This is a genomic window from Kitasatospora sp. NPDC028961, from assembly GCF_055564815.1.
In genome coordinates this window covers 722,289-745,093 of sequence record NZ_JBVHVO010000002.1, presented here as the reverse complement: position 1 = coordinate 745,093, position 22,805 = coordinate 722,289, and the positions used below count along the sequence as shown (strand labels likewise).

The 22,805-nt window shown below is 76.0% G+C and carries 10 protein-coding genes; 6 read left to right on the top strand and 4 right to left on the bottom strand.

Annotation, left to right across the window (positions count from 1 at the left end; all coding sequences use genetic code 11):
- The first annotated feature begins 291 nt into the window (after window positions 1–291).
- The 3 genes from ACZ4UX_RS07415 to ACZ4UX_RS07405 all read left to right on the top strand — a co-directional run bounded on the left by ACZ4UX_RS07415 (window position 292) and on the right by ACZ4UX_RS07405 (window position 16,430).
- Window positions 292–1,572, top strand: a complete 1,281-nt coding sequence (locus tag ACZ4UX_RS07415; RefSeq protein WP_465705952.1) for an MFS transporter — start codon at window positions 292–294, stop codon at window positions 1,570–1,572.
- Window positions 1,573–1,731: 159 nt separating this feature from the next.
- Window positions 1,732–14,943, top strand: a complete 13,212-nt coding sequence (locus ACZ4UX_RS07410; RefSeq protein ID WP_465705951.1) for a MupA/Atu3671 family FMN-dependent luciferase-like monooxygenase — start codon at window positions 1,732–1,734, stop codon at window positions 14,941–14,943.
- Window positions 14,940–16,430 (top strand): condensation domain-containing protein, encoded by a 1,491-nt coding sequence (locus tag ACZ4UX_RS07405; RefSeq protein ID WP_465705950.1) that lies wholly within the window; start codon window positions 14,940–14,942, stop codon window positions 16,428–16,430. Before ACZ4UX_RS07410 ends, ACZ4UX_RS07405 begins: the two co-directional genes overlap by 4 nt.
- A gap of 68 nt (window positions 16,431–16,498) precedes the next feature.
- Here ACZ4UX_RS07405 and ACZ4UX_RS07400 read toward each other — a convergent pair whose 3' ends face one another.
- The gene (locus tag ACZ4UX_RS07400; protein ID WP_380382916.1) at window positions 16,499–17,254 is read right to left on the bottom strand and encodes an alpha/beta fold hydrolase; all 756 of its coding nucleotides are present in this window, start codon (window positions 17,252–17,254) and stop codon (window positions 16,499–16,501) included.
- Window positions 17,255–17,380: 126 nt separating this feature from the next.
- Window positions 17,381–17,680 carry a YciI family protein gene (locus ACZ4UX_RS07395; protein WP_465705949.1) on the bottom strand — a complete coding sequence of 100 codons (300 nt, stop codon included), beginning with the start codon at window positions 17,678–17,680 and terminating at the stop codon, window positions 17,381–17,383.
- 155 nt (window positions 17,681–17,835) lie between these two features.
- Between ACZ4UX_RS07395 and ACZ4UX_RS07390 the strand changes: the two genes are divergently transcribed.
- From ACZ4UX_RS07390 to ACZ4UX_RS07380, 3 genes are all read left to right on the top strand, one after another.
- On the top strand, window positions 17,836–18,156 hold the full coding sequence (locus tag ACZ4UX_RS07390; protein WP_465705948.1) for a cupin domain-containing protein: 321 nt from the start codon (window positions 17,836–17,838) through the stop codon (window positions 18,154–18,156).
- Window positions 18,157–18,275: 119 nt separating this feature from the next.
- Window positions 18,276–19,787: an FAD-binding protein gene (locus ACZ4UX_RS07385; RefSeq protein WP_465705947.1), complete on the top strand. Its 1,512-nt coding sequence runs from the start codon at window positions 18,276–18,278 to the stop codon at window positions 19,785–19,787.
- Window positions 19,788–20,034: 247 nt separating this feature from the next.
- Window positions 20,035–20,535, top strand: coding sequence for an anthrone oxygenase family protein (locus ACZ4UX_RS07380; protein WP_352287724.1), 501 nt, complete (start codon window positions 20,035–20,037; stop codon window positions 20,533–20,535).
- 24 nt (window positions 20,536–20,559) lie between these two features.
- Here ACZ4UX_RS07380 and ACZ4UX_RS07375 read toward each other — a convergent pair whose 3' ends face one another.
- Both ACZ4UX_RS07375 and ACZ4UX_RS07370 read right to left on the bottom strand, forming a co-directional pair.
- Window positions 20,560–20,916, bottom strand: a complete 357-nt coding sequence (locus ACZ4UX_RS07375) for a hypothetical protein (RefSeq protein WP_465705946.1) — start codon at window positions 20,914–20,916, stop codon at window positions 20,560–20,562.
- Window positions 20,917–21,097: 181 nt separating this feature from the next.
- Window positions 21,098–22,678, bottom strand: a complete 1,581-nt coding sequence (locus ACZ4UX_RS07370; RefSeq protein WP_465705945.1) for an MFS transporter — start codon at window positions 22,676–22,678, stop codon at window positions 21,098–21,100.
- Window positions 22,679–22,805: the final 127 nt, after the last annotated feature.

The following is a 22,805-nucleotide window of genomic DNA, read 5'->3' as shown; positions in this document are numbered from 1 at the left end:
ATCGCGGGGCGGTGGCACCGCCGTCCCGCGCCCCGACGGGCGCGCGACCGCACTGCGCACCACCGTGTGGCCACCGTACGCCCGCGAACCGCCCGGCGACAGCGGCCGGCCGTCGCCAGGGCGCCTCGGTCGGCCATGCCCGGGCGCCGGGTGGCCGGAAGTGAATGTTCCGGTCCGAATTGACGGCGTACCGTCGTATGGTCTTAGCGCCGTGAGCGGTCGAACCCCTTGATCCCGCCGACGGCTCCGCCCTAGGATCCAAATGAAATGTCACATGGCAATGGAGCCGTCGTGGGGGATCACACCGTTCCGAGCCGGGGTACCGCCACGAGCGCCCTGCCCAGGCCGTTCTACCGGCTCGCCGTCGGAGACGCCGTCTCCAGCTACGGCAGCCAGCTCAACATGGTCGCGCTCAGCCTCTTCGCCTACGAGGCCGCGGGCAACGCCCTCGGCACCGCCGGGTACCTGACGCTGCGTCTGCTCGGCGGCTTCGGCGCCGGCGTGCTCGCCGGACGCGTCGTCGCCCGCCTCGACCGCCGGCTGCTGATGGTCGGCTGCGCCTTCACCCAGGCCACCGGCCTGGTGGCGCTCGCGATCGTCCCCGACCACCTGCGGATCCCGGTGCTCTACCCGCTGGCCCTGCTCTTCGGCGCGGCCGGCACGCTCAGCGCCGTCGCGCTGCGCAGCAGCGTGCCCGAGATGGTCGGCCCGGAGCACCGGGCCCGCGCCAACGGGGTGCTGGTGACCGGGCGTTCGACGGCGATGGTGCTCGGGTTCGCCTCGGCCGGCGTGCTGGTGGCCTGGGCCGGGTTCCAGGCCGCGCTGCTCACCGACGCCGCCAGCTTCGTCGTGTTCGGCACGGTCGTGCTGCGACTGCCGCTGCGCACCCGGGCCGAGCGCGACGGAGCGACGGCGCGCCCGGCGGCCGAGCCGGGCGGGCGGTTCGCCGGGCTGGTGCTACTGCGCACCCTGCCGGTGATCGGCGCGATGGTCGCCATCCGGCTGGTCGACGCCTTCGGCTCGGCCGCGCACAACATCGGCCTGCCGGTGTTCGCGACCCGGACGTCCCCGGACAACCCGGCCGCCGTGCTGGGCCTGTTCTGGGCCACCTGGGCGGTCGGCAGCCTGGGCGCCCACCAGCTGGTCTCCCGACTGCTCGTCAAACGCGGCCGGGAGCCGGGCGAGCGGGCCTTCGCGGTCGGCACCGCGCTGATGTCCACCTGCTTCATCCTGGCCTTCACCGGGCTGCCGACCCCGCTCTTCCTCGTCGTCGCGCTCGGCGCCGGGCTCGCCGACGGCTTCACCGAGATCTCCTACACCACCCGGATCCAGGCCGTCGACGACGACCGGCGCGGCCAGGCGTTCGGGCTGGTGGCGAGCGCCGAGAGCCTCGGCATGGGCGTCGGGATGCTGCTCAGCGCCGGGCTGATGGAGCGGTTCAGCCCGCTCACGGTGGTCGGCTTCTCGCACGCCGTGCCGATCGCGCTGGCCGCCGGGTTCCTGCTGATGGTGGGGGTCGGCGCCCGTCGACGGCGCGCGCCCGCCGGGCGGCCCGTCCCCGCCGACCACTAGCCGCGTACCGGCCCTCCCCCACCGGGCGGCCGAGCCCCGGGCGACCGCCCGCCGTACCCGCCCGACCGCCGTACCGGCCGCCCCGGCCGCCGCCCGCCGTCACCCCGCCGTACCGCGCCCCGCCCGCCGTTTCGCAGAGCCCAGGAAGGTACGACCCGCATGAGCGTCCCCGGCCCCGACCGCCCCAGAGCCGACGTGGTGGAGGGCCGGCTGCTGCGCCACGCCGGCCTGGCCGACTGCGCCCTCGTCCCCGGCGGTTCCCCGGGCGGCGCCGAGCCGATCGTCTACCTGGTGCCGGCCGACGACCGGGACCACGCCGGACTGCGCCGCTGGGCCGCCGCCCACCTGCTGGAGGACGCCCCCGACGCGGAGATCCGCCTGGTCGACGGCATCCCCCGGACCGCCGACGGGGCGGCCGACGCCGCCGCCCTGGCCGCCGCCCGCGACCCGCGCGAGCACCCCCGCCCCGCCCGTCGGCACCTGAGCGAACTCACCGGCCGCTGGCGCCCGTTCGGCGCCGCCGCGCCGGCCGCACCGGAGCCGTCGGCGGAGCCCGAGCCCGCGGCCGGCGAGCCCGCCGTCGCCGTCGGACCCGCCCTGACGGCGCTGCCCGACGGCCCCGCCGACCTGCCCGACGCGCTGCTGCGCGCCGCCCGGCTGCACCCCGAACGCGGCCTGCACCTGGTGCGCGCCGACGGCGGCGCCACCACCCTGCGCTACCCCGAGCTGCTGGACCGGGCGCTGCGCGTGCTGGGCACCCTCACCGCCGCTGGCCTCGGCCCGGGCGACCGCGCGATCCTCCAAGTCCCCGACCTGGAGCACTACTTCCCCGCGCTCTGGGCCTGCCTGCTGGGCGGCGTCCTGCCCGTCACGGTGGCCCGCCCGCCGGGCTACGACCGCCCGGGCCCCGTCCTGGAGAAGCTGGTCAACGCCTGGGAGACGCTGGAGCACCCGCCGGTGCTGGCCGCCGGTGAGGCCGTCGCCGGGCTCGCGGGCATCGGCCGGCTCGACCCGCGGGCCGCCGGTCTGCGGGTGATCCCGGTCGACCGCTCCGCCGCGCAGCCGCCCGCCGCGCCGCACGGCGCCGGCGGCGATGTCGCGATCCTCCAGCTGTCCTCCGGCTCCACCGGGCGCTCCAAGGCGATCCGGATCAGCCACCGCGGCATCCTGGAGTACGTGGCGGGCGCCTGCGAGCAGGGCTTCGCGCCCGGCGACCCGACCGTCAACTGGCTGCCGCTCGACCATGTCGCGGGCCTGCTGATGTTCCACCTGCGGGACGTCGTGGCGGTCTGCGACCAGACCCACATCCCCACCGAACTCGTCCTCGCCGACCCGCTGTTGTGGCTGGACACGCTGGAGCGCCGGGGCGCCGCACACTCCTGGTCGCCGAACTTCGGCTACCGCCTGGTCGCCGAGGCGCTGCGGGCCGCCCCCGAGCGGCGCTGGGACCTCTCGGCCGTCAAGTCCCTGATCAACGCGGGCGAGCAGTGCACCGAGGGCGTCGCCGAGGAGTTCCTGGCCCGGCTGGCCCCCTCCGGGCTGCGGCCCGACCACCTCCTGCTCGCCTGGGGCATGGCCGAGACCTGCACCGTCATCACCTACAAGCGCTACGGCGAACCCGGCGCCGTCCAGGTCCTGGCCACCGACTCGCTGACCGGAGCGCTGCGGCCGCTGCCGGAGGGCTCGGACGAGGCGGCCACCCGTTTCCTCTCGATGGGCCGCCCGGCCGCCGGCGCGCGGTTGCGGGTCGCCGACGACCGGGGCGCCGTCCTGCCCGAGCTGCGGATCGGACGGCTCCAGGTCTCCTCCGGCCGGGTCACTCCCGGCTACCTGAACAACCCGCGGGCGAACCGCGAATCCGCCACCGCCGACGGCTGGTTCGACACCGGGGACCTCGCCTACCTGCGCGACGGGGAGGTGATCCTCACCGGTCGGCGCAAGGAGATCATCATCATCAACGGCGTCCACCACTTCTGCCACGACCTGGAGGACGTGGTGTCCGCCGTCGACGGGGTGCTCTCCGGTCACGTCGCCGCGTGCGGGGTGCCCGACGAGCGCAGCGGCAGCGAGCAGTTGGCGGTCTTCTTCGTGGCCGCCCCGGAGGCGGGCGAGCCGCACCGGACGGCGGGCGCCGTACGGGCCGCGCTGGCCGAGCGGTTCGGGCTGTCGGCCGCGCTGGTGCTCCCCGTCCCGGCCGCCGACTTCCCCCGCACCACCAGCGGCAAGATCCAGCGCACCGCGATCCGCGCCCGGCTGCTGGACGGCGGCCTGGACGCGCTGATCACCCGCCTCGACCTCGCCGAGGGCAACGCCCGCACCGTGCCGGACGTCGTCCGCCGTGCGGCCTGGGAGCCCCGGCCCGCGCCGGACGCCGCGCCGGTGCCACCGCCGGGGACCGTCCTGCTGCTCGGGCCGGTCGGACCGGGCACCCTGTCGGACGCGCTCGCCGCCGTGCTGCCGGACACCGTCCAGGCGTCCCAGGCCGAGTCCTTCGCCCGGCTGGGCGACGGCTACGCGCTCGACCAGCGGCGGGCCGGGAGCTGGCCGCGGCTGCTGGACGAGCTGGAGGCGGCCGGCCGCCGCCCGCACCGGGTGCTGCACCTGTGGGCGCAGGTTGCCGAGCCGGACGAGGTGCTGTGCGGCGAGGCCCTGCTCGGGCTGACCCGGGCGCTGGCCCACCGGTACGGCGGCGGTCCGGACGGGGTCGAACTCGTCACTGTCAGCGCCGGGTTGCACGCGCTCGCCGACGGCGAGCTGCCGCGGCCGGTCGCCGCGCCGACCGCGGCCCTGACCGCCGGGGCCCGGGCCGAGCGGTTGCTCGCCGGGACCCGCCACCTCGACCTGCCCGCCGACGCCCCGGCGGACCCGCGGGCCGTGCTGGCCTTCCTCGCCGACCCGCGGCGCGAGCCCGAGGCCGCCTGGCGCGACGGGCGCCCCTACGTGCCCCGGCTCGGCCCACTCGCCCCGCTCACCGCGCCGGAGGCCGCCGCCGCACCGGCCTGCACGCTGCTCTCCCCCGGGGCCCGCTGGCTGGTGACCGGCGGGCTGGGCGGCCTCGCCGGGGAGCTGCTCCCGGAACTGCTCCGCCGGTACGGCCCGCACCTGCTGCTGGTCGGGCGCACCGACCCGGCCGCGGGCGGTCCGGCGGCGGCCGCGCGCCGCGCCGCGCTGGAGCGCCTGGTGCGGGCCGGCGGCCGGGTCGAGTACCGGACGGCCGACGTGACGGACCGCCGGGCCCTGGCGGCCGCCGTCGCCGAGGCCGAACAGGCCTGGGGCGCGCCGCTGGAGGGCGTCCTGCACCTGGCCGGCGAGTACCGGATCGGCCTGCTGGAGGAGCTCGGACCCGAGCGGTGGCAGGAGGCCGTCCGGGCCAAGACCGCGGGCACCGACGCGCTGGCCGAGCTGGTGGCGGCCCGCCCCGGTGCCCAGTTCGTCGGCTACTCCTCGATGATCGGGTTCCAGGAAGCGGTCGGCTCGGCGGGGTACGCGGCGGCCAACCGCTCCCTGGAGGCGGCGGTCGAGCGGCTGCGCCGGGAGCACCGGGTCGCGGCCTGGACGGTCTCCTGGGGCCTGTGGCGGGGTGTCGGGATGAACCGGGAGGCCTCCCACGACGCGGCCGCCGCCGAGCGCGGGATCGCCGTGCTCGACGCCGCCGAGGGCCGGCGGCTGGCCACCGCACTGCTCGCGGCCCCGCCCGGTCACTACTACGCCGGTCCCGACAGCACCCGCCCCGCCGCCCGGCGCCGGCTGCTGGCGGGCGAGCCGCGACTGGTCGCCGACGCCCCGCAGCCGCCCGCCGCCGGACCGGCGCGCCCGGTCGTGGCGGCGCCCGCCCCGGCCGAGCTGCGCCGCGCCGTGCTGGACACCTTCGAGGCCGTCCTCGGCGAACCGGTCGACCCCGGCCGGCCCTTCCACGAACTCGGCCTCGGGTCGGTGCAGTTGATGCGGGTCCAGGCCGCACTGGCGGCGGGCCCGGCGCCCGGGCTGGAGCCGACCGCGCTGTTCCGGCACCCCACCGTGGACGCGTTGGCGGCCCGGCTGGCCGGCGGTGCGCCGGAGCCGGCACCGACCTCCACCGCGCCCGCGCCGGAGGTGCCCACCGACCGTCGGGTGGCGGTGATCGGCCTGGCACTGCGGCTGCCCGGCGCGGACACCCCCGAGGAGTACTGGCGCAACATCGTCGACGGCGTGGTCAGCACCACCCGGTACACCCCCGAGCAGCTCGCCGCCGCCGGCATCCGGGCCGAGGAGTACAGCCACCCGGACTTCGTCCCGGTCACCGCGCCGATCGCCGACATCGGCCACTTCGACGCCGAGGCCTTCGGCATCAGCGCCGCCGAGGCCGCCCTGATGGACCCCCAGCAGCGGCTGCTGCTGGAGACCTGTGCCCGGGCCCTGGACGACGGCGGCTACGGCGACACCGCGCCGGACACCCGGGTCGGGGTCTTCGCCGGCACCGGCATGACGCTGTACTCGCTGCGCGGCTACCTCCAGCACGCCATCGGCGCGGCCGCCGACCCGGCCCGGCCGGTCGAGGCGCTGCAGGTCGCGATCGGCAACCAGGCCGACTTCGCCGCCACCCGGGTCGCCTACCGGCTCGGCCTCACCGGGCCCGCCGTCGGCGTGCAGACCGCCTGCTCCACCTCGCTGGTCGCCGTCCACCTGGCCGTCCAGTCGCTGCTGACCGGTGACAGCGACCTCGCCCTCGCGGGCGCCGCCGCCCTGCACGTCCCGCAGGCCGCCGGCTACCGCTACCAGGAGGGCTCGATCCTGGCGCCCGACGGCGTCTGCCGGGCCTTCGACGAGCGGGCCGCCGGAACGGTCGGCGGCAACGGCGTCGCCGCCGTCCTGCTCAAGCGCCTCGACCGGGCGCTGGCCGACGGCGACACCGTGCATGCGGTGATCCTCGGCTCCGCCGTCAACAACGACGGTGCGGGCAAGGTCGGTTACACCGCGCCCGGCCTGGACGGCCAGGCCGCCGTGGTCGGCCGGGCCCTGGACGTGGCGGGCGTGCCGGCCGACAGCATCGGCTACGTCGAGGCGCACGGCACCGGCACGCCGCTCGGCGACCCGATCGAGGTCCAGGCGCTCACCCGCGCCTACCGGGCCCGCACCGGGGCGGTCGGCTTCTGCGCCCTCGGCTCGGTCAAGCCGAACATCGGCCACCTGGACACCTGCGCCGGGATGGCGGGTCTGATCAAGGCCGTCCTCGCGCTGCGCCACCGGGCGATCCCGCCGGTGACCCACCTGACCAGGCCCAATCCGGCTCTCGGGCTGGCCGGCAGCCCCTTCACGCTCCCGACCGAGGCATCGCACTGGCCCACCGGGGATGCCCCGCGCCGGGCCGGGGTCAGCGCGCTGGGCGTCGGCGGCACCAACGCCCACCTGATCCTGGAGGAGGCACCGGCCGGCACCCCCGCGGACGCCCCCGCCGCCCCCGACAGCGAACCGCCGGTCGCCCTGCTGCCACTGTCGGCCCGCAGCCCGCAGGCGCTCACCGACCTCGCGGCCACCGTGCTCGACCGGCTGCGCGGCGAACACCCGCCCCGCCCGGCCGACCTGCTGCTCACCCTCGGCGCGGGCCGCCGCCCGCTGCGCCACCGGCTCGCCGTCACCGCCACCGGGCCCGCCGAACTCGCCGACGCGCTCGCCGGGTTCGTCGCCGGGCGGACCTCCGGCCCGGCGCACTCGGCGCGGGACGCCGGGCGCGGCACACCGGCCCCCGTCCTGCTCTACACCGGACAGGGCGCGCAGTACCGGGGCATGGCCGCCGGGCTGTACCGGGCGTACCCGGTCTTCCGGGAGGTGCTGGACACCTGTGACCGGCTGCACCGCGAGACCTGGGGGGAGTCGCTGCTGCCCCTGCTGCTGGAGCCCGGCCCCGACGGCGGGGAGCAGCCGTGGACCACCGAGGCCGCGCAGCCCGCGCTGTTCGCGGTGCAGGCCGCGTACACCGCGCTCTGGGAGGAGTTCGGGCTGCGGCCGGCGGCGGTGGCGGGGCACAGCGCGGGCGAGTACGCGGCGGCCTACGCGGCCGGGGCCTTCTCGCTGGCCGACGGCCTCTTCCTGGCCGGGGTGCGCGGACGGCTGATGCACCGCTCGACGGAGCCGGGGGCGATGACGGTGGCCACCGCGTCCGCCGAACGCCTCGGCGCGCTCGCCGAGTGGCTGCCCGGGGTGGACCTGGCCGTGGTGAACGGCGCCGGGCAGTGCGTCCTGGCCGGGCGGCCCGGGGACATCGCGGGAGCGGAGGCGGTGCTCGCCCTGGAGGGTGTCGGAACCGAACGGCTCACCGCCGACCGGGCGTTCCACTCCCGGCTGATGGAGCCGATGCTGGAGGCGTTCCGGCGCCGGCTGGAGCAGATCGCCCTCCGACCGCTGCGGGTCCCGCTGGTGAGCAATCTGGACGGCGTGCCGCTGGCACCGGGCACGGTGCCCGGCCCCGACCACTTCGTCCGCCAGACCCGGGAGACCGCGCGCTTCGACCGGGTGCTCGCGACGCTCGACGGGCTCGGCCACGGGCTCTTCCTGGAGGTCGGCCCGCACCACACCCTGAGCGGGCTGGGCCGGCGCGAACTCGCGGGGGCGGTGTTCGTGCCGAGCGGACGCCGCGGTCGCCGCCCGGAGCGCCAACTGCTCGCCGCGCTGGGCACGCTGTGGACCCACGGGGTGCCGGTGGACTGGGCGGCGGCCGCCGCCGCCCGGCGGTGGCCGGACGGGCCCGCGCGGCGCGTCCCGCTGCCGGGCCGGCCGTTCCACCGTACCTACCACTGGTTCACCGCGCCCGGCGCCGAAGACACGGCCGACGCCTCGACCGCATCGCCGCCCGCGACCGCGACCGCGACCCGGCCCGTACCGGCGCCGGGGCCCGTACCGCTGTCGGGTTCCGCACCGCTGACCGTGGCCGGGGCCCGTCCCGGGCCGGCGGCCCCGCCCGTAGCCGAACGCACCGTCCTGGAGGAGCCCGTCATGACCGACACCCCCGCGCCGGACCCGCTGGAGCAGGCGGCCGCCCTGGTCCTGGGCCGGGTCGTCGCGCAGACCGCGCGTCAGCTCGGCGTGGCGGAGGAGGCGGTGGGCGCCGAGGACCCCTTCTTCGACCTCGGGGCCGACTCGCTGTCGATGATCAACATGATCCGGGACCTGGAGCGCGCCTTCGGGGTGCGGGTCCCGATGCGCGAGCTGTTCGAGGACGCGGACACCCCGGCGCGGCTGGCCGGACTGATCTCCGGGCGGATGAGCGCCGAGGCGCTGGCCGGCCTGGTGCCCGCGCCGACGGCGGCGGCTCCGGAAGCGGTGCCCGCGCCGGTACCGGAGCCCCTGGCCGTGGCACCGGCCGCACCCGCGCCGACGCCCGGACAGCCGGCGCCCACCCCGGCCCCCGCCGCTGCGGCTCCCGTCGCTGCGGCTCCCGTCACCCCGGTGGCGGCCGCCGCTCCCGACGGGGCCGGCGCGGTGATCGAACGCCAGCTCGCCCTGATGGGCCAGTTCTCCCAGCTGATGGCCGACCAGCTCGCCCTGCTCGCCGGCACCCCCGCCACGCCCGCCACGCCGACCGCGCCCGCTTTGCCCACCGCCGCAGCCGCCGCCGTCACGGTCGCACCGGAACTCCCCGCCACACCGGCCCAGCCGGCCACCCCATCGCAAGCACAGGTGCACGGCCCGCGCGTCACGGTCGCCCGGGACTCCGGGATGGCCGGGGGCGGCCTGACCGGCGAACAGCGCCGCCACCTCGACGAGTTGGTCGAACGCTTCACCGCCCGCACCGCCGCCTCCAAGGCGCTCACCCAGCGCCACCGCCGGGTGCTCGCGGACAGCCGGGCCGTGGTCGGCTTCCGTTCGGCCACCAAGGAGATGCTCTACCCGCTCGCCGCCCGCCGGGCGCAGGGCTCCCGGCTGGAGGACGTCGACGGCAACTCCTACGTCGACATCACGATGGGTTTCGGCGTGCTGCTCTTCGGCCACGAGCCCGCCTTCGTCCAGGAGGCCGTCCGCGAGCACCTGGCCGGCGGTCTGCGGCTGGGTCCGCGCGGCGCGGAGACCGGCGAGGCCGCCGAACTGCTCGCGGAGCTGACCGGCACCGAGCGGGTCGCGTTCGCCAACTCCGGGACGGAGGCCAACGCGGGGGCGATCCGGCTGGCCCGGGCGTACACCGGGCGGGACACCATCGTGATGTTCGAGGGCTCGTACCACGGGCACTTCGACCACACGCTGGGCCGCCCGGTGGGCCACGGGGCCGAGCGCGAGACGGTCCCGGTGTCGATCGGCATCCCCGGCAGCGCGGTCGCCGACCTGGTCGTGCTGCCGTACGGGGAGCCGGAGAGCCTGCGGGTCATCGACGAGCTGGGCGACCGGATCGCCGCCGTGCTCGTCGAACCGGTGCAGAGCCGCCACCCCTCCCGCCAGCCCGCCGAGTTCGTCCGGGGGCTGCGCGAACTGACCGCCCGCCGCGGCATCGTGCTGATCTTCGACGAGATGCTCACCGGCTTCCGGCCGCACCTGCGCGGCGCCCGCGGGTTCTGGGGCGTGGAACCCGACCTCTCGACGTACGGCAAGGTCCTCGGCGGCGGCTTCCCGATCGGCGCCATCGCCGGGCGGGCGGCCGTGATGGACGGCATCGACGGCGGCTTCTGGCAGTACGGGGACACCAGTCACCCGCCGAACGACACCACCTTCTTCGGCGGCACCTACATCCAGCACCCGCTGTCGATGGCCGCCTGCCGTGCCGTGCTGCGGCACTTCAAGGAGCAGGGGCCGGGCCTTCAGGAGCGGCTGAACGCCCGGACCGGGGAGCTGGCAACCACCCTCAACGGCTTCTTCGAGGAGGAGGAGTTCCCTCTCCGGCTGGCGCACTTCGGCTCGCTCTTCCGCTTCGAGCCGCGTGCCGACATGGAGCTGCTCTTCCACCACCTGCTGGTGAAGGGGGTCTACGTCTGGGAGTGGCGCAACTTCTTCCTCTCCACCGCGCACTCCGACGGCGACGTGGAGTTCGTGGCCGACGCCGTCCGCTCCTCCCTGCGGGACATGCGGCGCGGCGGCTTCTTCCCCTCGACGCGCGGGGTGGCCGTGCCGTCCGTCCCGGCGCCGCGCCTCGAACTGCCCGCGCCCACCCCCGTCCCCACGCCAGTCCCCGCGCCAGCCCCCGCGCCCGCCGGTGACCCGGACCGCGAGGTCGACTTCAGCCTCTCCTTCTTCGGCGACTACCCGCTCGACACCCGGCCCGAGGACCGCTACCGGATCGTCCTGGAGAGCGCCCGGTTCGCCGACCGCAACGGCTTCCACGCCGTCTGGCTGCCCGAGCGGCACTTCCACTCCTTCGGCGGCATCTTCCCCAACCCCTCGGTGCTGGCCGCCGCGCTGGCCCGGGAGACCGAGCGCGTCCGGCTGAACGCGGGCTGCGCCGTGCTGCCGCTGCACCACCCCGTCCGGGTCGCCGAGGAGTGGTCGGTGGTCGACAACCTGTCCGGCGGGCGGGTCGGCCTGGGCTGCGCCAGCGGCTGGCACCCCAACGACTTCCTGTTCTTCCCCGACCGCTACGGCACCCACAAGGAGCTGATGCACCGGCAGGTCGACACCATCCGGGCGCTGTGGCGCGGCGAGCCCTACCGGGGCCGCAACGGCAGCGGCGAGGAGATCGAGGTGCACCTGCACCCGCGCCCGCTCCAGGAGCTGCCGCCGATGTACACGGCGATCGTCGGCAACCCGGACAGCTTCCGCGAGGCCGCCCGCCACGACCTCGGTGTGATCACCAACCTGATGACCCAGAGCGTCGAGGAGCTGGCCGCCAACGTCGCCCTCTACCGGCGCACCCGGGCCGAGCACGGCCTGGACCCCGAGGCCGGGCGCGTGGTGGTGCTGGTGCACAGCTACCTCGGCGCCGACCTCGCCACCGCCCGCGAGCAGGCCTACCGCCCGTTCTGCGGCTACCTGCGCTCCTCGCTCTCGCTCTTCGGGCAGGTCGCCAACAGCCTCGGCCTCACCCTGGACTACGAGAACACCCCGGAGGAGGACCTGGAGTTCGTCCTGGAGCGCGCCTACGAGCGGTACTGCGCCTCGCGCGCGCTGATCGGCACCCCGGAGAGCGTGCGGACCGTCCTGGACTCGCTGCGCGCCGCCGGCGCCGACGAGATCGCCGCCTTCGTCGACTTCGGCCTCTCGCCCGAACTCGTCGCCGCCGGCCTGCCGTACCTGGACGAGCTGCGCCGCACCGCCCAGCGGCCCCGCGAGCGGCGCGCGCCGCTGTCGTACGCCCAGCAGCGGATGTGGTTCCTGCACCGGATGCTGCCCGACAGCTCCCGGTACAACGAGGTCAAGGCCATCGCCCTGGACGGGCCGCTCGACCACCGCGCGCTGGCCGGCGCCCTGCACGCCCTGGCCGAACGGCACCCGGCGCTGCGCACCGTCTTCCGCGAGCAGGACGGCGAGGCGTACCAGGTGGTGCTGCCCGCCCCCGGTGCACCGCTCCCGGTCGAGGACGCCCCGCCGGGGCGGGACCGGGAGGAGGCCGTCCGCGCGCTGGTCGCCGAGGAGGGCGCCCACCGCTTCGACCTGGCCACCGGCCCGCTGCTGCGCACCCGGCTGCTGCGGCTGGCCGAGGAGCGCCATGTGCTCGTCCTCGCCATGCACCACATCGTCATCGACACCCTCTCCGCCGTGGTGATCACCCGCGAGCTGGGCGAGCTCTACCGGGCCGCGCAGTCGGGCCGCCGCCCCGAACTGCCTCACCTGCCCACCGACTACGCCGCGTTCGCGGCCCGGGAGCGGGCCCTGGTGGCCGAGGGCGCGCACGCCGCGAGCCTGGCGCACTGGCGCGAGGTCCTCGGCGGCGAGTTGCCGGTGCTGGCGCTGCCCACCGACCGGCCGCGCCCGGCCCTGCCGGACGGCCGGGGCCGCGCCTTCGTCCGCCTGCTCGACGGCGAACTCTCCGCCCGGGTACGGGAGCTGGCCCGTTCCCGGCGCTCCACCCTGTTCATGGTGCTGCTCGCCGCGTTCGCCGGCGTGCTGCACCGCTTCAGCGGCCAGGACGAGCTCGTGCTCGGCACCCCCGTCGCCAACCGCGAGGAGGGCACCGAGGACCTGGTCGGCTTCTTCGTCAACACGCTCGCCCTGCGCCTCGACCTGTCCGGGGAGCCCGACTTCGAACGGCTGCTCGCCCGGGTGCGGAGCACCGCGCTGGACGCCTACGAGCACCAGCGGCTCCCGTTCGAAGTCCTGGTGCAGGAGCTGAACCCGGCCCGCGACACCAGCCGCAACCCGCTCTTCCAGGTGATGGTGGAGTTCGAGAACCACGCGCTGTTCGAGCTCGACCTGCCCGGCATCGAGGCCCGGCCGCTGGACGACGTCGTCGACAAGTCCGGCTTCGACCTCACCCTGTTCCTCACCAACCTGCCCGAGGGCATCCGCTGCCACGTCGAGTACGCCACCGCGCTCTTCGACCGGGAGAGCGTCGAGCGCCTGCTCACCGCCTTCGAGCAGCTGCTGGCCGCCGCCGTCGCCGACCCCGCCCGCCCGGTGGCCGAGCTGCTGCCCGGCGGCCGCGAGGTGGCCACCCCTGCCCTGCCCGGCACCCCGTCGCTGCGCGAACGGCTGGCCCGCACGGCGGCCGCGCACGCCGACCGCACCGCCGTCCTCACGCCGGACGGCACCCCGGTCACCTACCGCGAGATCACCGACCGGGCCGAGCGGCTGGCGGCGCTGCTGGCCGCCGCCGGGGTCACCGCCGGCACCCCCGTCGCCACCCTGCTGCCGCGCTCCGCCGACCAGGTCGCCGCGCTGCTCGCGGTCGTCCGCCTGGGCGCCGTCCACGTACCGATCGACCCGGTGCACGGCGCCGAGCGCTGCCGGCTGATCGCCGCCGACAGCGGCGCGCCCGTCCTGCTCACCCGCGCCGGCACCGACCGGCTCGGTATCACCCTGCCCGCCGTCCTGGCCGACGACGAGAGCGCGGTGCCGCCGGCACCCGCCGCCGTCGACCCCGATCCCGAGTCACCCGCCTACTGCCTCTACACCTCCGGCACCACCGGCCGGCCCAAGGGCGTCGTGATGCCCTACCGCGGCCTGCGGTCCCTGGTCGACTGGAACACCGACCAGCACGGCCCGCTGCGCACCCTGCAGTACGCCTCCTGCGGGTTCGACGTCTGCGTCCAGGAGACCCTCACCGCCCTCGCCGGCGGCGGCACCCTCGTCCTCGTCGACGAGGCGACCCGCTACGACGCCCGGGCGCTGGCCGACCACCTCCGGCGCACCCGCACCGAACGCATCCACCTCCCGCACACCACCCTGACCGGCCTGCTCGGCGCCCTGGCCGAGGCCCCGGTGCCCGACCTGCGCGAAATCGTCTCCGGCGGCGAGCAGTTGCTGCTCACCCCGGCGCTGCGCGCCTTCCTGCGGGAGAACCCGCGGTGCCGGCTGTTCAACCACTACGGGCCGACCGAGACCCATGCGATGACCAGCGTCGAACTCTCCGCCGACGGCCCCGACCACGCCCCGGTCGGCCGCCCCGTCCCCGGCAGCCGCGTCCAGCTGCTCGACCCGCACGGCCGGCCGGTGCCGGAGGGCGCGGTCGGCGAGATCCACGTGCTCGGCGACCAGGTCGGCCTCGGCTACCTGAACCGCCCCGAGGAGACCGCCGTCGCCTTCGTCCGCACGCCGCAGGGCCTGCGCTACCGCACCGGCGACCTGGGCCGGCTGCGGCCCGACGGCGCGCTGGAGCTCCTCGGCCGGATCGACGAGCAGGTGAAGATCCGCGGCTACCGGATCGAACCAGGGGAGGTGGAGAACGTGCTGCGCGCCGTCCCCGGGGTGCGGCAGGCCGCCGTTGCCGCGCACCACGGCCCGCAGGGCACCGCGCTCGCCGCGTACGTCGTGCTCGCCCCCGAAGCCCCCGAAGACCCCGAAGCCCCCGAGGCTCCGGCAGCTCTGCCGGCTCCGGCAGCTCCCGACGCGGCCGCCGCCCTCGCCCGGGTGCGCGACGAGCTCGCCGACCGGCTGCCCGAGCACATGGTGCCCCGGCTCTGGGCCCGCGTCACCCACGTGCCGCTGACCCGCAACGGCAAGCTGGACCGCGCCGCACTGCCCCCGGCCGTGCCGATCGGTGCCGACGCGGACACCGCCCCCGCCACCGAGCTGGAGCAGCGCCTCCAACAGCTCTGGGCGAAGGAGCTGGACGTCCCCGCCCCGGGCGTGGAGACCTCGTTCTTCGATCTGGGCGGGCACTCGCTGGCCGCCACCCGGCTGCTCAACCTGGTTCGCGAGGAGACCGGCCTGGAGATCGGCATCCTCGACTTCTTCCGCCGCCCCACCATCCGCGGCATGGCCGACCGCGCCCGCGCCGCCGCACCGGCCGAGACCTTCGAGCGAGGGACGCTGTGACCACCGTGCCCACCGGACCGACCGCGCCCGCCGTGCCCGCGCCGACCGAGGACTGGCAGCGGCTCCTCCGGCTGCTGGACGAGCGGGAGGTCGTCCTCTCCACCGAGGGCGGCCGGCTCGACTACCTCGCCCCGCCCGGAGCGATGGACGCCCCGCTCGTCGCCCTCGTGAAGGCCGAACGGCCCCGGCTGCTCGCCACCCTGACCGGCGGCGGCGCCGCCGAGGCCGCCGCACCGGCCGGCATCGCCCAGGCCCGGATGCACCGCAGCCACGGCCGGGTGGCCGACCCGAGCCTGTGGAACATCACCCAGCGGATCACCCTGCGCGGGCCGCTCGACCCCGCCCGCCTGCAACGGGCCCTGACCGCGCTGACCGCCCGCCACCGCAGCGTGCGCACCCGGTACGCACCCTCCGACCTCGGGCTGCTCCAGCAGGTCCTGCCCGCGCCCGACGCCCTGCCGCTGCCGGTCGCCGCGGTGGGCGGCGGCGCGGAGGCGGTGGCCGCCGCCACCCGTGAGGAGGCCGCCACCCCGTTCGACCTCGCCGCCCCGCCGCTGCTCCGGGCCCGGTTGCTCCGACTGGGCCCCGAGCACCACGTCCTGCTGCTGACGATCCATCACATCGTGCTGGACGGCTGGTCCCTGGCCACCCTGCTGGCCGATCTCGGCACGCTGTACGGGGACCACCGGGCCGACCTGCCCGAGCCGGGATCGATGATCGAACACGCCTGCTGGGAACGGACGGTGGTGACCCGGGAGGCGGTGCGCCGGGCCACCGCCCGGTACGCCGAGCGGCTGACCGGGCTGCCGCTCACGGTGCCGCTGCCCACCGACCGGCCCCGGCCCGAACGGCGCTCCGGGCACGGCGGCGTGCTGCCCTTCACGCTCACCCCCGAGCTCACCGCAGCGCTGAACCGGTGCGCGGCCCGCCGCTCCACCACCCCGGCGGCCGTGGTGCTGGCCGCCGTGGGCGATCTGCTGGGCGAACTCACCGGCGCCGACGAGACCTTGGTGATGCTCTCGACCGCCAACCGGCGGCGCCGGGAGCACGAGCGGCTGGTCGGGCTGCTCACCACCAACCTGCCGGTCCGGCTGCCGAGCCGCGCGCCGGGCGGGTTCGCCGGGCTGGTCGACCGGGCCGGCGAGGCCCTGGCCACCACGCTCGACCAGGCGGACGTCCCGTTCGGCCTGGTCACGGAGGAGCTGCGGGCGCGCGGGCTGGCGCTCCCGCCGTCCTTCCCCCAGGTGCTGCTGGCCGTGCAGACCACCCCGGCGCCGGTCCTGGAGCTGACCGGCCTGGACGTCGTGGTCGAGGACGTCCCGGGCAGCGGCGCCCGCTCGGACCTGCTGCTGGTGCTCACCCCCGAGGGGAACGGCCTGGCGGGCCTGGCCGAGTACGACGCCGACCTCTTCGACGAGGCCACCGTCCGGGGCTGGCTGGACCGGCTGGTGCGGCGACTGGCCGAGCAGGTGCCGCCGCTGGCGTGACCCTCCCCCGGGTCGGGCCCCCGGGGCCCGGTGCCTGGGCGTGACCCCGGAGGCCGCCCCAGCGCCCGTCAGGCGCGCAGGAAGGCCTCCAGGGCGGTCGCCAGCGCCACCGGCACCTCGTGCATCGGGTAGTGCCCGGAGTTGGCCAGGACCTCCAGGTCCGCGTTCGGGTAGTGCGCCAGCCAGGTGCCGCGCATCAACTCCGCGGACAGCGCGAGGTCGTGCTCACCGACGAAGACCTTGACCGGCAGGGTGCTGCCGGCGATCCGCGCCGCGAAGTCCTGGGTGGTCCAGTCGTCGAGGTAGCCGGCGACGGCCTCCGGGCTGGAGCCGGCCACCGAGCGGGCCGTCATCGCGTCCAGCCAGCGGCCGCAGGCGCGGTGCCCGGTCACCAGGTCCAGGATGGCCCGCCGGTTGGCGGGCTGCCGCGGGGCCTGGTGGAACAGGTCGTACGCGTCGCCCTCCAGCGGATAGGCGCTCGCGGGCACCGGGGCCAGCCCCACCAGCTTGCGCACCCGGTCCGGTGCCTCGGCCAGGACGCGCTGCGCCGCCTTGCCGCCCATCGAGTGCCCGACCACGGAGAAGGTGTCCCAGCCCAGCTGGTCGGTCAGGGCGAGCGCGTCCGAGGCGATCTCCGCCAGGGTGAACTCGCCCTCCACGTCGCGCCGTTCGCCGTAGCCCCGGTAGTCGAGGAAGGCGTAGCCGAAGGCGTCCGGGTCCAGGTGGTCGAGGAACGCGCCCCAACCCGCGCTGGTGCCGAACCAGTCGTGCAGGACGAGCACCTTGTGCTCGCCGGTACCGATGGTGCGGTGACTGATCGTCATGGCGGCGCTCCCGTTCGCGATGGTCTGCCGCTCTCCTCCCCCGGCCCGCCGTTCACCAACCCCACCGGCCACCGACGCCACGGCGCCCACCCCGGGAGCCGGGGCCGCCCGGCCCCCGCGGGGTCCTCAGGCGGGCAGCTGCTGGCGGTAGGCGTCCAGCGCGGGCGCGGTGGTGGTGGCGAGGAACTCCGTGACGGCGTACTCCGCCAGGCCGGCCAGGCTGAACGGGTCGGTCCGGACGATCTCCTCGACGACCGCCCGGTCCGGGGCCACCGCGATGATCACGCCGCCGTCACGGGGCTCCTTGCGGCCCGAGGCGAGGAAGGCCCCGGCCTCGTAGTGCTCCTTCAGCCACTCCACGTGCCGCGGGAGCACGGCGTCGATACGGTCCAGGGGCGCGGTGTAGGTCAACTCCAGAACGAACATGCGTCCAGGCTAGTCCTCCCTCCCGACGGGGTGTCAGCGGGGCGGCGGTCCGGAGATTTTGCCGAACGGTCGACCAACGCGCCCCGCGTCCCGGATAGCGTGCGGGCATCCCCGTGATCACGGGCGCGGCCGGACCGCGCCGGAAGAGGTGTGCCATGAACCGGATCGACGTCCCCGCGACCGCCGCCGCACTGCCCGGGGCCTGGCGCTCGCGCGTCCTCGGCCGGATCGGCACGGCCGCCGTCAAGGTGCTGCGGATGGACGAGCTGCCGCTGGCCGAGGAGCGGCACCCGCACGCCGAGGCGCTGCTCGTCCTGGACGGCCGGCTGGACCTGCTGGTCGCCGGCACGGCCGTCCCGCTCGGCCCCGGGGAGCTGTACGTGGTGGCGGCCGGGGTCCCGCACGCGGTGGCCCCGGGCAGCCGGGGCACGCTGGTGATCGTCGAGGTGGACGGGGACGGCGCCGGACCGGCCTGAGCCCGCCGTCCGGACGGCCCGCGCCCCGTTCACGCCGTCAACGGCGCAGGGGACTGCCCGGAGCCGGGCCGACTGCGGTACAACTGCGCTGATATGACGATTGATCGGAGATATCTGCCATGAGCAAGTCAGCTCTGCCCCGCCGCGGTGTGCTCGTCGGCGCGGCGGCCACGGTCATCGGCTGGAACACCGCCGGCCGCAGCTGGGCCGTCGCCGCCGGCCAGGACGCCCCCACCGACGGCCAGGCCACGGCGGACGCGGTGGCCGCACTGCCCCGGCTGGACGGCAGCCTGGTCACCGACCCCGCCACGCTCACCCGGTTCACCGGTGACTTCGGGCACCTGGTGACCGCCGCGCCCCGGGCCGTACTTCGGCCGGGCTCGGTGCGCGACATCACCGAGGTCGTCGGCTTCGCCCACCGCCACCGGATCCCGGTCGCCATGAACGGCCAGAGCGGTGGCGGCGACCCCGCGGAGCTGGAGTCGCACTCCGGCTACGGCCAGGCCACCGCACCCGGCGGCATCGCCGTCGACGCGCGGGGCCTGGACCGGATCCTCTCCCTCACCCCCGGCCGGGCCGTGGTGGAGGCCGGCGTCACCTGGGCGCAGCTCACCGACGCCGCCCTCGCCCAGGGCTGGATGCCGCCCTGTCTGACGGACTACCTGCACCTCTCCGTCGGCGGCACGCTCAGCGTGGGCGGGATCGGCTCCGCCGTGCAGCGCCACGGCCTCCAGGTGGACACCGTCGAGTCGGTCGACGTGGTCACCGGTACCGGCCGGCTGCTGACCGCCTCCGCCACCACCAACCGCCAGCTGTTCGAGGCCGTCCTGGCCGGCGGCGGACAGGCCGGGATCATCGTCCGCGCCACGCTGCGGCTCGTCCCGGCCCGCCGGCGCGCCCTGGTGTTCAGCCTGTCCTACGACGACCTCGCCGCCTACCTCGGTGACCAGGAGCGGCTGATGGCCGAGCGCCGCTTCGACCTCCAGGCGGGCGAGGCGGTGCTCGACGCCGCGGCCGGCACCTGGCGGTACAAGATCGAGACGGTCGCCCACTACGACGGCGCCACGCCACCGGACCGGGACGCCCTGCTGCGCGGGCTGCGCTGCCTCCCGGGCGAGACCACCGTCGTCGACCAGAGCGCCCGCGACTACGCCTTCCGGGTCGACGGCTTCGCCGGCTACCTCAAGGCCGCCGGCCTCTGGACCCAGCCCAAGGCCTGGCTCAGCGTCTTCCTGCCCGCCTCCACCGCGGCCGCCTTCGTCCGCGAGGCCACCGCGTCGCTCACCCCCGCGGACCTCGGCGCCGGGCTCCTCCTGCTCTACCCCTACCGCACCGCCGCCCTGACCCGCCCGATGGCCGTGATGCCGGACGCACCGGTCGGCTGGCACTTCGACCTGCTCTCCTTCCCCGCCCCCGGCGCCGACACCGCCGCCATGCTCCGCCGCAACCGTCGCCTCTACGACCGGGCCGTCGCCCTCGGCGGCAAGCGCTACCTGATCGGCGCCGTCCCCGGCATGACGCCGACGGACTGGCGCCGTCACTACGGTTCCCGCTGGGCGGCCGCCGTCGCTGCGAAGCGCCGCTACGACCCGGCCGGCATCCTCACCCCCGGCCAGGGCATCCACACCTGATCCGCCGCAGGCCCGCCCCGCCCCCGCGGCGGGCGGGGCGGGCCTGCGGGGAGGCACGGTGAAAATCGGTTCGGATCGGCGTGCGCCCGTGAGAGTGTCGACGGGGAAGGAGTGCGAGCGCGTGGACGCGGCCTGACGACGCGTCACCCGAGCGAGTCGTGAGCGGACGGAGCGCCGCGGCCGGCCCGGGCCGACAGCCGGTCGGCCGAGGCGGCGACACCGGTGGACGGAACGAGGGACGAACCCGATGGAAGCTGCACGCGTGATCGCCCTCGTGGCCGCGACGATCACCACCGGACTGAGCGCGGGGCTGTTCTACGCCTACGCCTGCTCGGTGATGCCGGGGCTGCGGACGACGGAGGACCGTACGTTCATCGACGTGATGCAGCGCATCAACGTGGCCATCCTCAACGGCTGGTTCCTGGTCGGGTTCGTCGGTGCGCTGGTCTGCACGGCGGTGGCGGTGGCACTGCACCTGCCGTCGGACGGTCACGACGTCCTGCCGGCCGCCGTCGCGGCCCTGGTCTGCTACACGGCTGCGCTCGCGGTGACCCGGAAGATCAACGTCCCGCTGAACGACGCGCTGGCCGCCGCCGGGGAGCCCGGGCGGATCCCGGAGCCCGCCGCGGTGCGCGAGCGGTTCGAGGCGCGCTGGGTGCACTGGAACATCGCCCGGGCGCTGCTCTGCACGGCGGCCCTCGGATGCCTCTGCTGGGCGCTGGTGCTGCACGGCAACGCGAGCGGCTGAGCCCCGCCCGGCGCCGGGTGGGGCTCAGCGCGCGGCCGGCGGCCTCGGCGGGTTGGTGCGCAGCGGAGCGATCTCGCGGTCCAGCGTGGCGACATCCATCGCTATCCGCCGGGCGATGTCGCGCGGACCCGCCTCGGCCGGCAGCCGCCGGCTCCAGGAGCGGGCCCGGGCCGGGCCGTCGTGCGCCATGTGGAAGTTCAGCCGCAGCCCGCCGCCCAGATCGACCAGGCTGATCAGGAAGTGGATGTCGGACAGGTCGATGATGACGTCGTTGCCGATGCAGGAACAGCCGACCAGATCGCCGATCTCCTCCTCCGCGAGGTACTTGGCGAGCTGGACGGCCTTCCCCTCGACACGGAACGGTCGCAGTACGGGATCCACGCTGGCTGTCGCCTCTTCCCCGGTGTTCGCTGGACTCCTGCCGTTGCCGACATGATTCTAGAACCGTCCTTGGAGTCCAAGTCACCGGCATCACAACGGACTTGGCCAGACAGCACGAGGGGGCGCAGGGGCGCACCACGGCGGAGGGGCGGCGAGCCGCCTGCGCGGTGCGGTCCGCCGGCTACCGCGTCTCGTGCTCCTTCCGCGCCGTCGCGGGCTCCCGGTGTCCCGCCCGCTGCCGCCACAGCAGCGGCAGGGCCGGCGCCGCCACGACCGCGAGCAGGCCGGCCAGGCCGATCGCGCGGCCGGCGCCGATCGCCTGGACGTCGCGGAAGGCCGCGGTGATGGCGTCCGCCGTGGCCTGGTCGACCGAGGAGAGGATCTGGTCGGCGAGCTTGGAGTCCGTGACCGCATTGCCCAGTTGCTGGGCGTCGTCCTCCGAGAGCCCGGCCGCCCGCGCCCGGCTGATCGCCTGGTCGGTCTCCACCGCCTGCTGGACCGCGACCGTCACGGCCACCCCGAAGGCGCCGCCCAGCATGCTGGTGACCTTGAACATCCCGGAGGCCGTCCCGGCCAGCTCCTCCGGCGGCCCGGCGACCGCGGTGTCGGACAGCGGGACGGACATCAGGCCGAGACCGGCGCCGAGCACCAGCAGCCCGGTGGCCAGGACGGCGTAGTGGTAGGTGTCGCCGATCACGGCGGTCACCAGGGTGCCGATGCCCAGCAGGAACAGGCCGACGACCACCGGGAGCCGGGCCCCCCGCCGGGCCGCCACCCGGCCGCCGAACGGGTTGAACAGCAGGATGGTCACGGTGGACGGCAGCAACAGCAGCCCGGCCGCGACCGGACCGTAGCCGCGGACCTCCTGGAGGTAGAGCGTGAGCAGGAAGCTCACCCCGGCGAAGACGATGTTCATCACGGAGTTCGCCGCGAGCGCCCCGTCGAACGGGCGGGAGGCGAACAGCCGCAGGTCGAGCAGCGGATCCCGGACCCGCCGCTCCACCAGCACGAACAGCGCCGCGAGCAGCACCGACGCGACCAGCAGAGTGATGATCACCGGGTCGGTGAAGCCGTCCTCCTGACCGGCCGTGCACCCGTAGAGCAGGCAGAACGCGGCCGCGGCGCTGATCACCAGGCCGGTGAAGTCGATGTGCCGGGTGGCGTTCGGGTCGGTGGACTCCACGGCCGACCGGCGCACCAGCCACCAGGCGATCACCGCCAGCGGGGCGTTGATCCAGAAGGTCGACCGCCAGCCGGCCAGGCCGGTCAGCACGCCGCCGACGGCCGGCCCGGCGGCCTGGCCGACCCAGGCCACCGCCATCCAGGCCCCGAACGCCCGGGGCTGCTCGCTCGCCGGGAACATCGGCGGGATCAGCGCCAGCGTCGCGGGCAGGATCAGCGCGGCGCCGAAGCCCATCGCGGCCCGCCCGGCGATCATCCCGGTCACCCCCGGCGTGAACGCCGTCAGCAAGGAGACCACGCCCAGCAGCACCAGGCCGATCTCCAGCATGCGCTTGCGCCCGAACACGTCGCCCAGCTTCCCGGCCGCGAGCACCAGCGCACCGGTGGAGAGGCTGAAGGCGTTGTTGGCCCACTGCAGGGCGGGCAGCGAGACCGACAGTTCGTCCGAGATCGTCGGCACGGCGACCCCGAAGTCGGCGAACGACAGCCAGACCATGCCGGCCGCGACGCACATCCCGGTCATCGCGGTCCACCGCTGCGGGGAGTACCCGCCGTCCGGCTCCCCGGACGTTCCGGCCATGGGTCCGCTCCCTCCTGCGCCCGGCCCCGTGCCGAACGGACCTGCCCACTATCCGGGCCCGCCCGGCACCGGGCCGGTGGCACACGCCGCGCATCCCCTGAACGGCCCCGTCGGCCTGGCCCTGCCC

Excerpts from the sequence above, each read along its gene's own strand:
- ACZ4UX_RS07370 (WP_465705945.1), bottom strand. The coding sequence starts at position 22,678 with ATGGCCGGAACGTCCGGGGAGCCGGACGGCGGGTACTCCCCGCAGCGG.
- ACZ4UX_RS07385 (WP_465705947.1), top strand. The coding sequence starts at position 18,276 with ATGAGCAAGTCAGCTCTGCCCCGCCGCGGTGTGCTCGTCGGCGCGGCG.
- ACZ4UX_RS07400 (WP_380382916.1), bottom strand. The coding sequence starts at position 17,254 with ATGACGATCAGTCACCGCACCATCGGTACCGGCGAGCACAAGGTGCTC.
- ACZ4UX_RS07390 (WP_465705948.1), top strand. The coding sequence starts at position 17,836 with ATGAACCGGATCGACGTCCCCGCGACCGCCGCCGCACTGCCCGGGGCC.
- ACZ4UX_RS07380 (WP_352287724.1), top strand. The coding sequence starts at position 20,035 with ATGGAAGCTGCACGCGTGATCGCCCTCGTGGCCGCGACGATCACCACC.
- ACZ4UX_RS07410 (WP_465705951.1), top strand. The coding sequence starts at position 1,732 with ATGAGCGTCCCCGGCCCCGACCGCCCCAGAGCCGACGTGGTGGAGGGC.
- ACZ4UX_RS07395 (WP_465705949.1), bottom strand. The coding sequence starts at position 17,680 with ATGTTCGTTCTGGAGTTGACCTACACCGCGCCCCTGGACCGTATCGAC.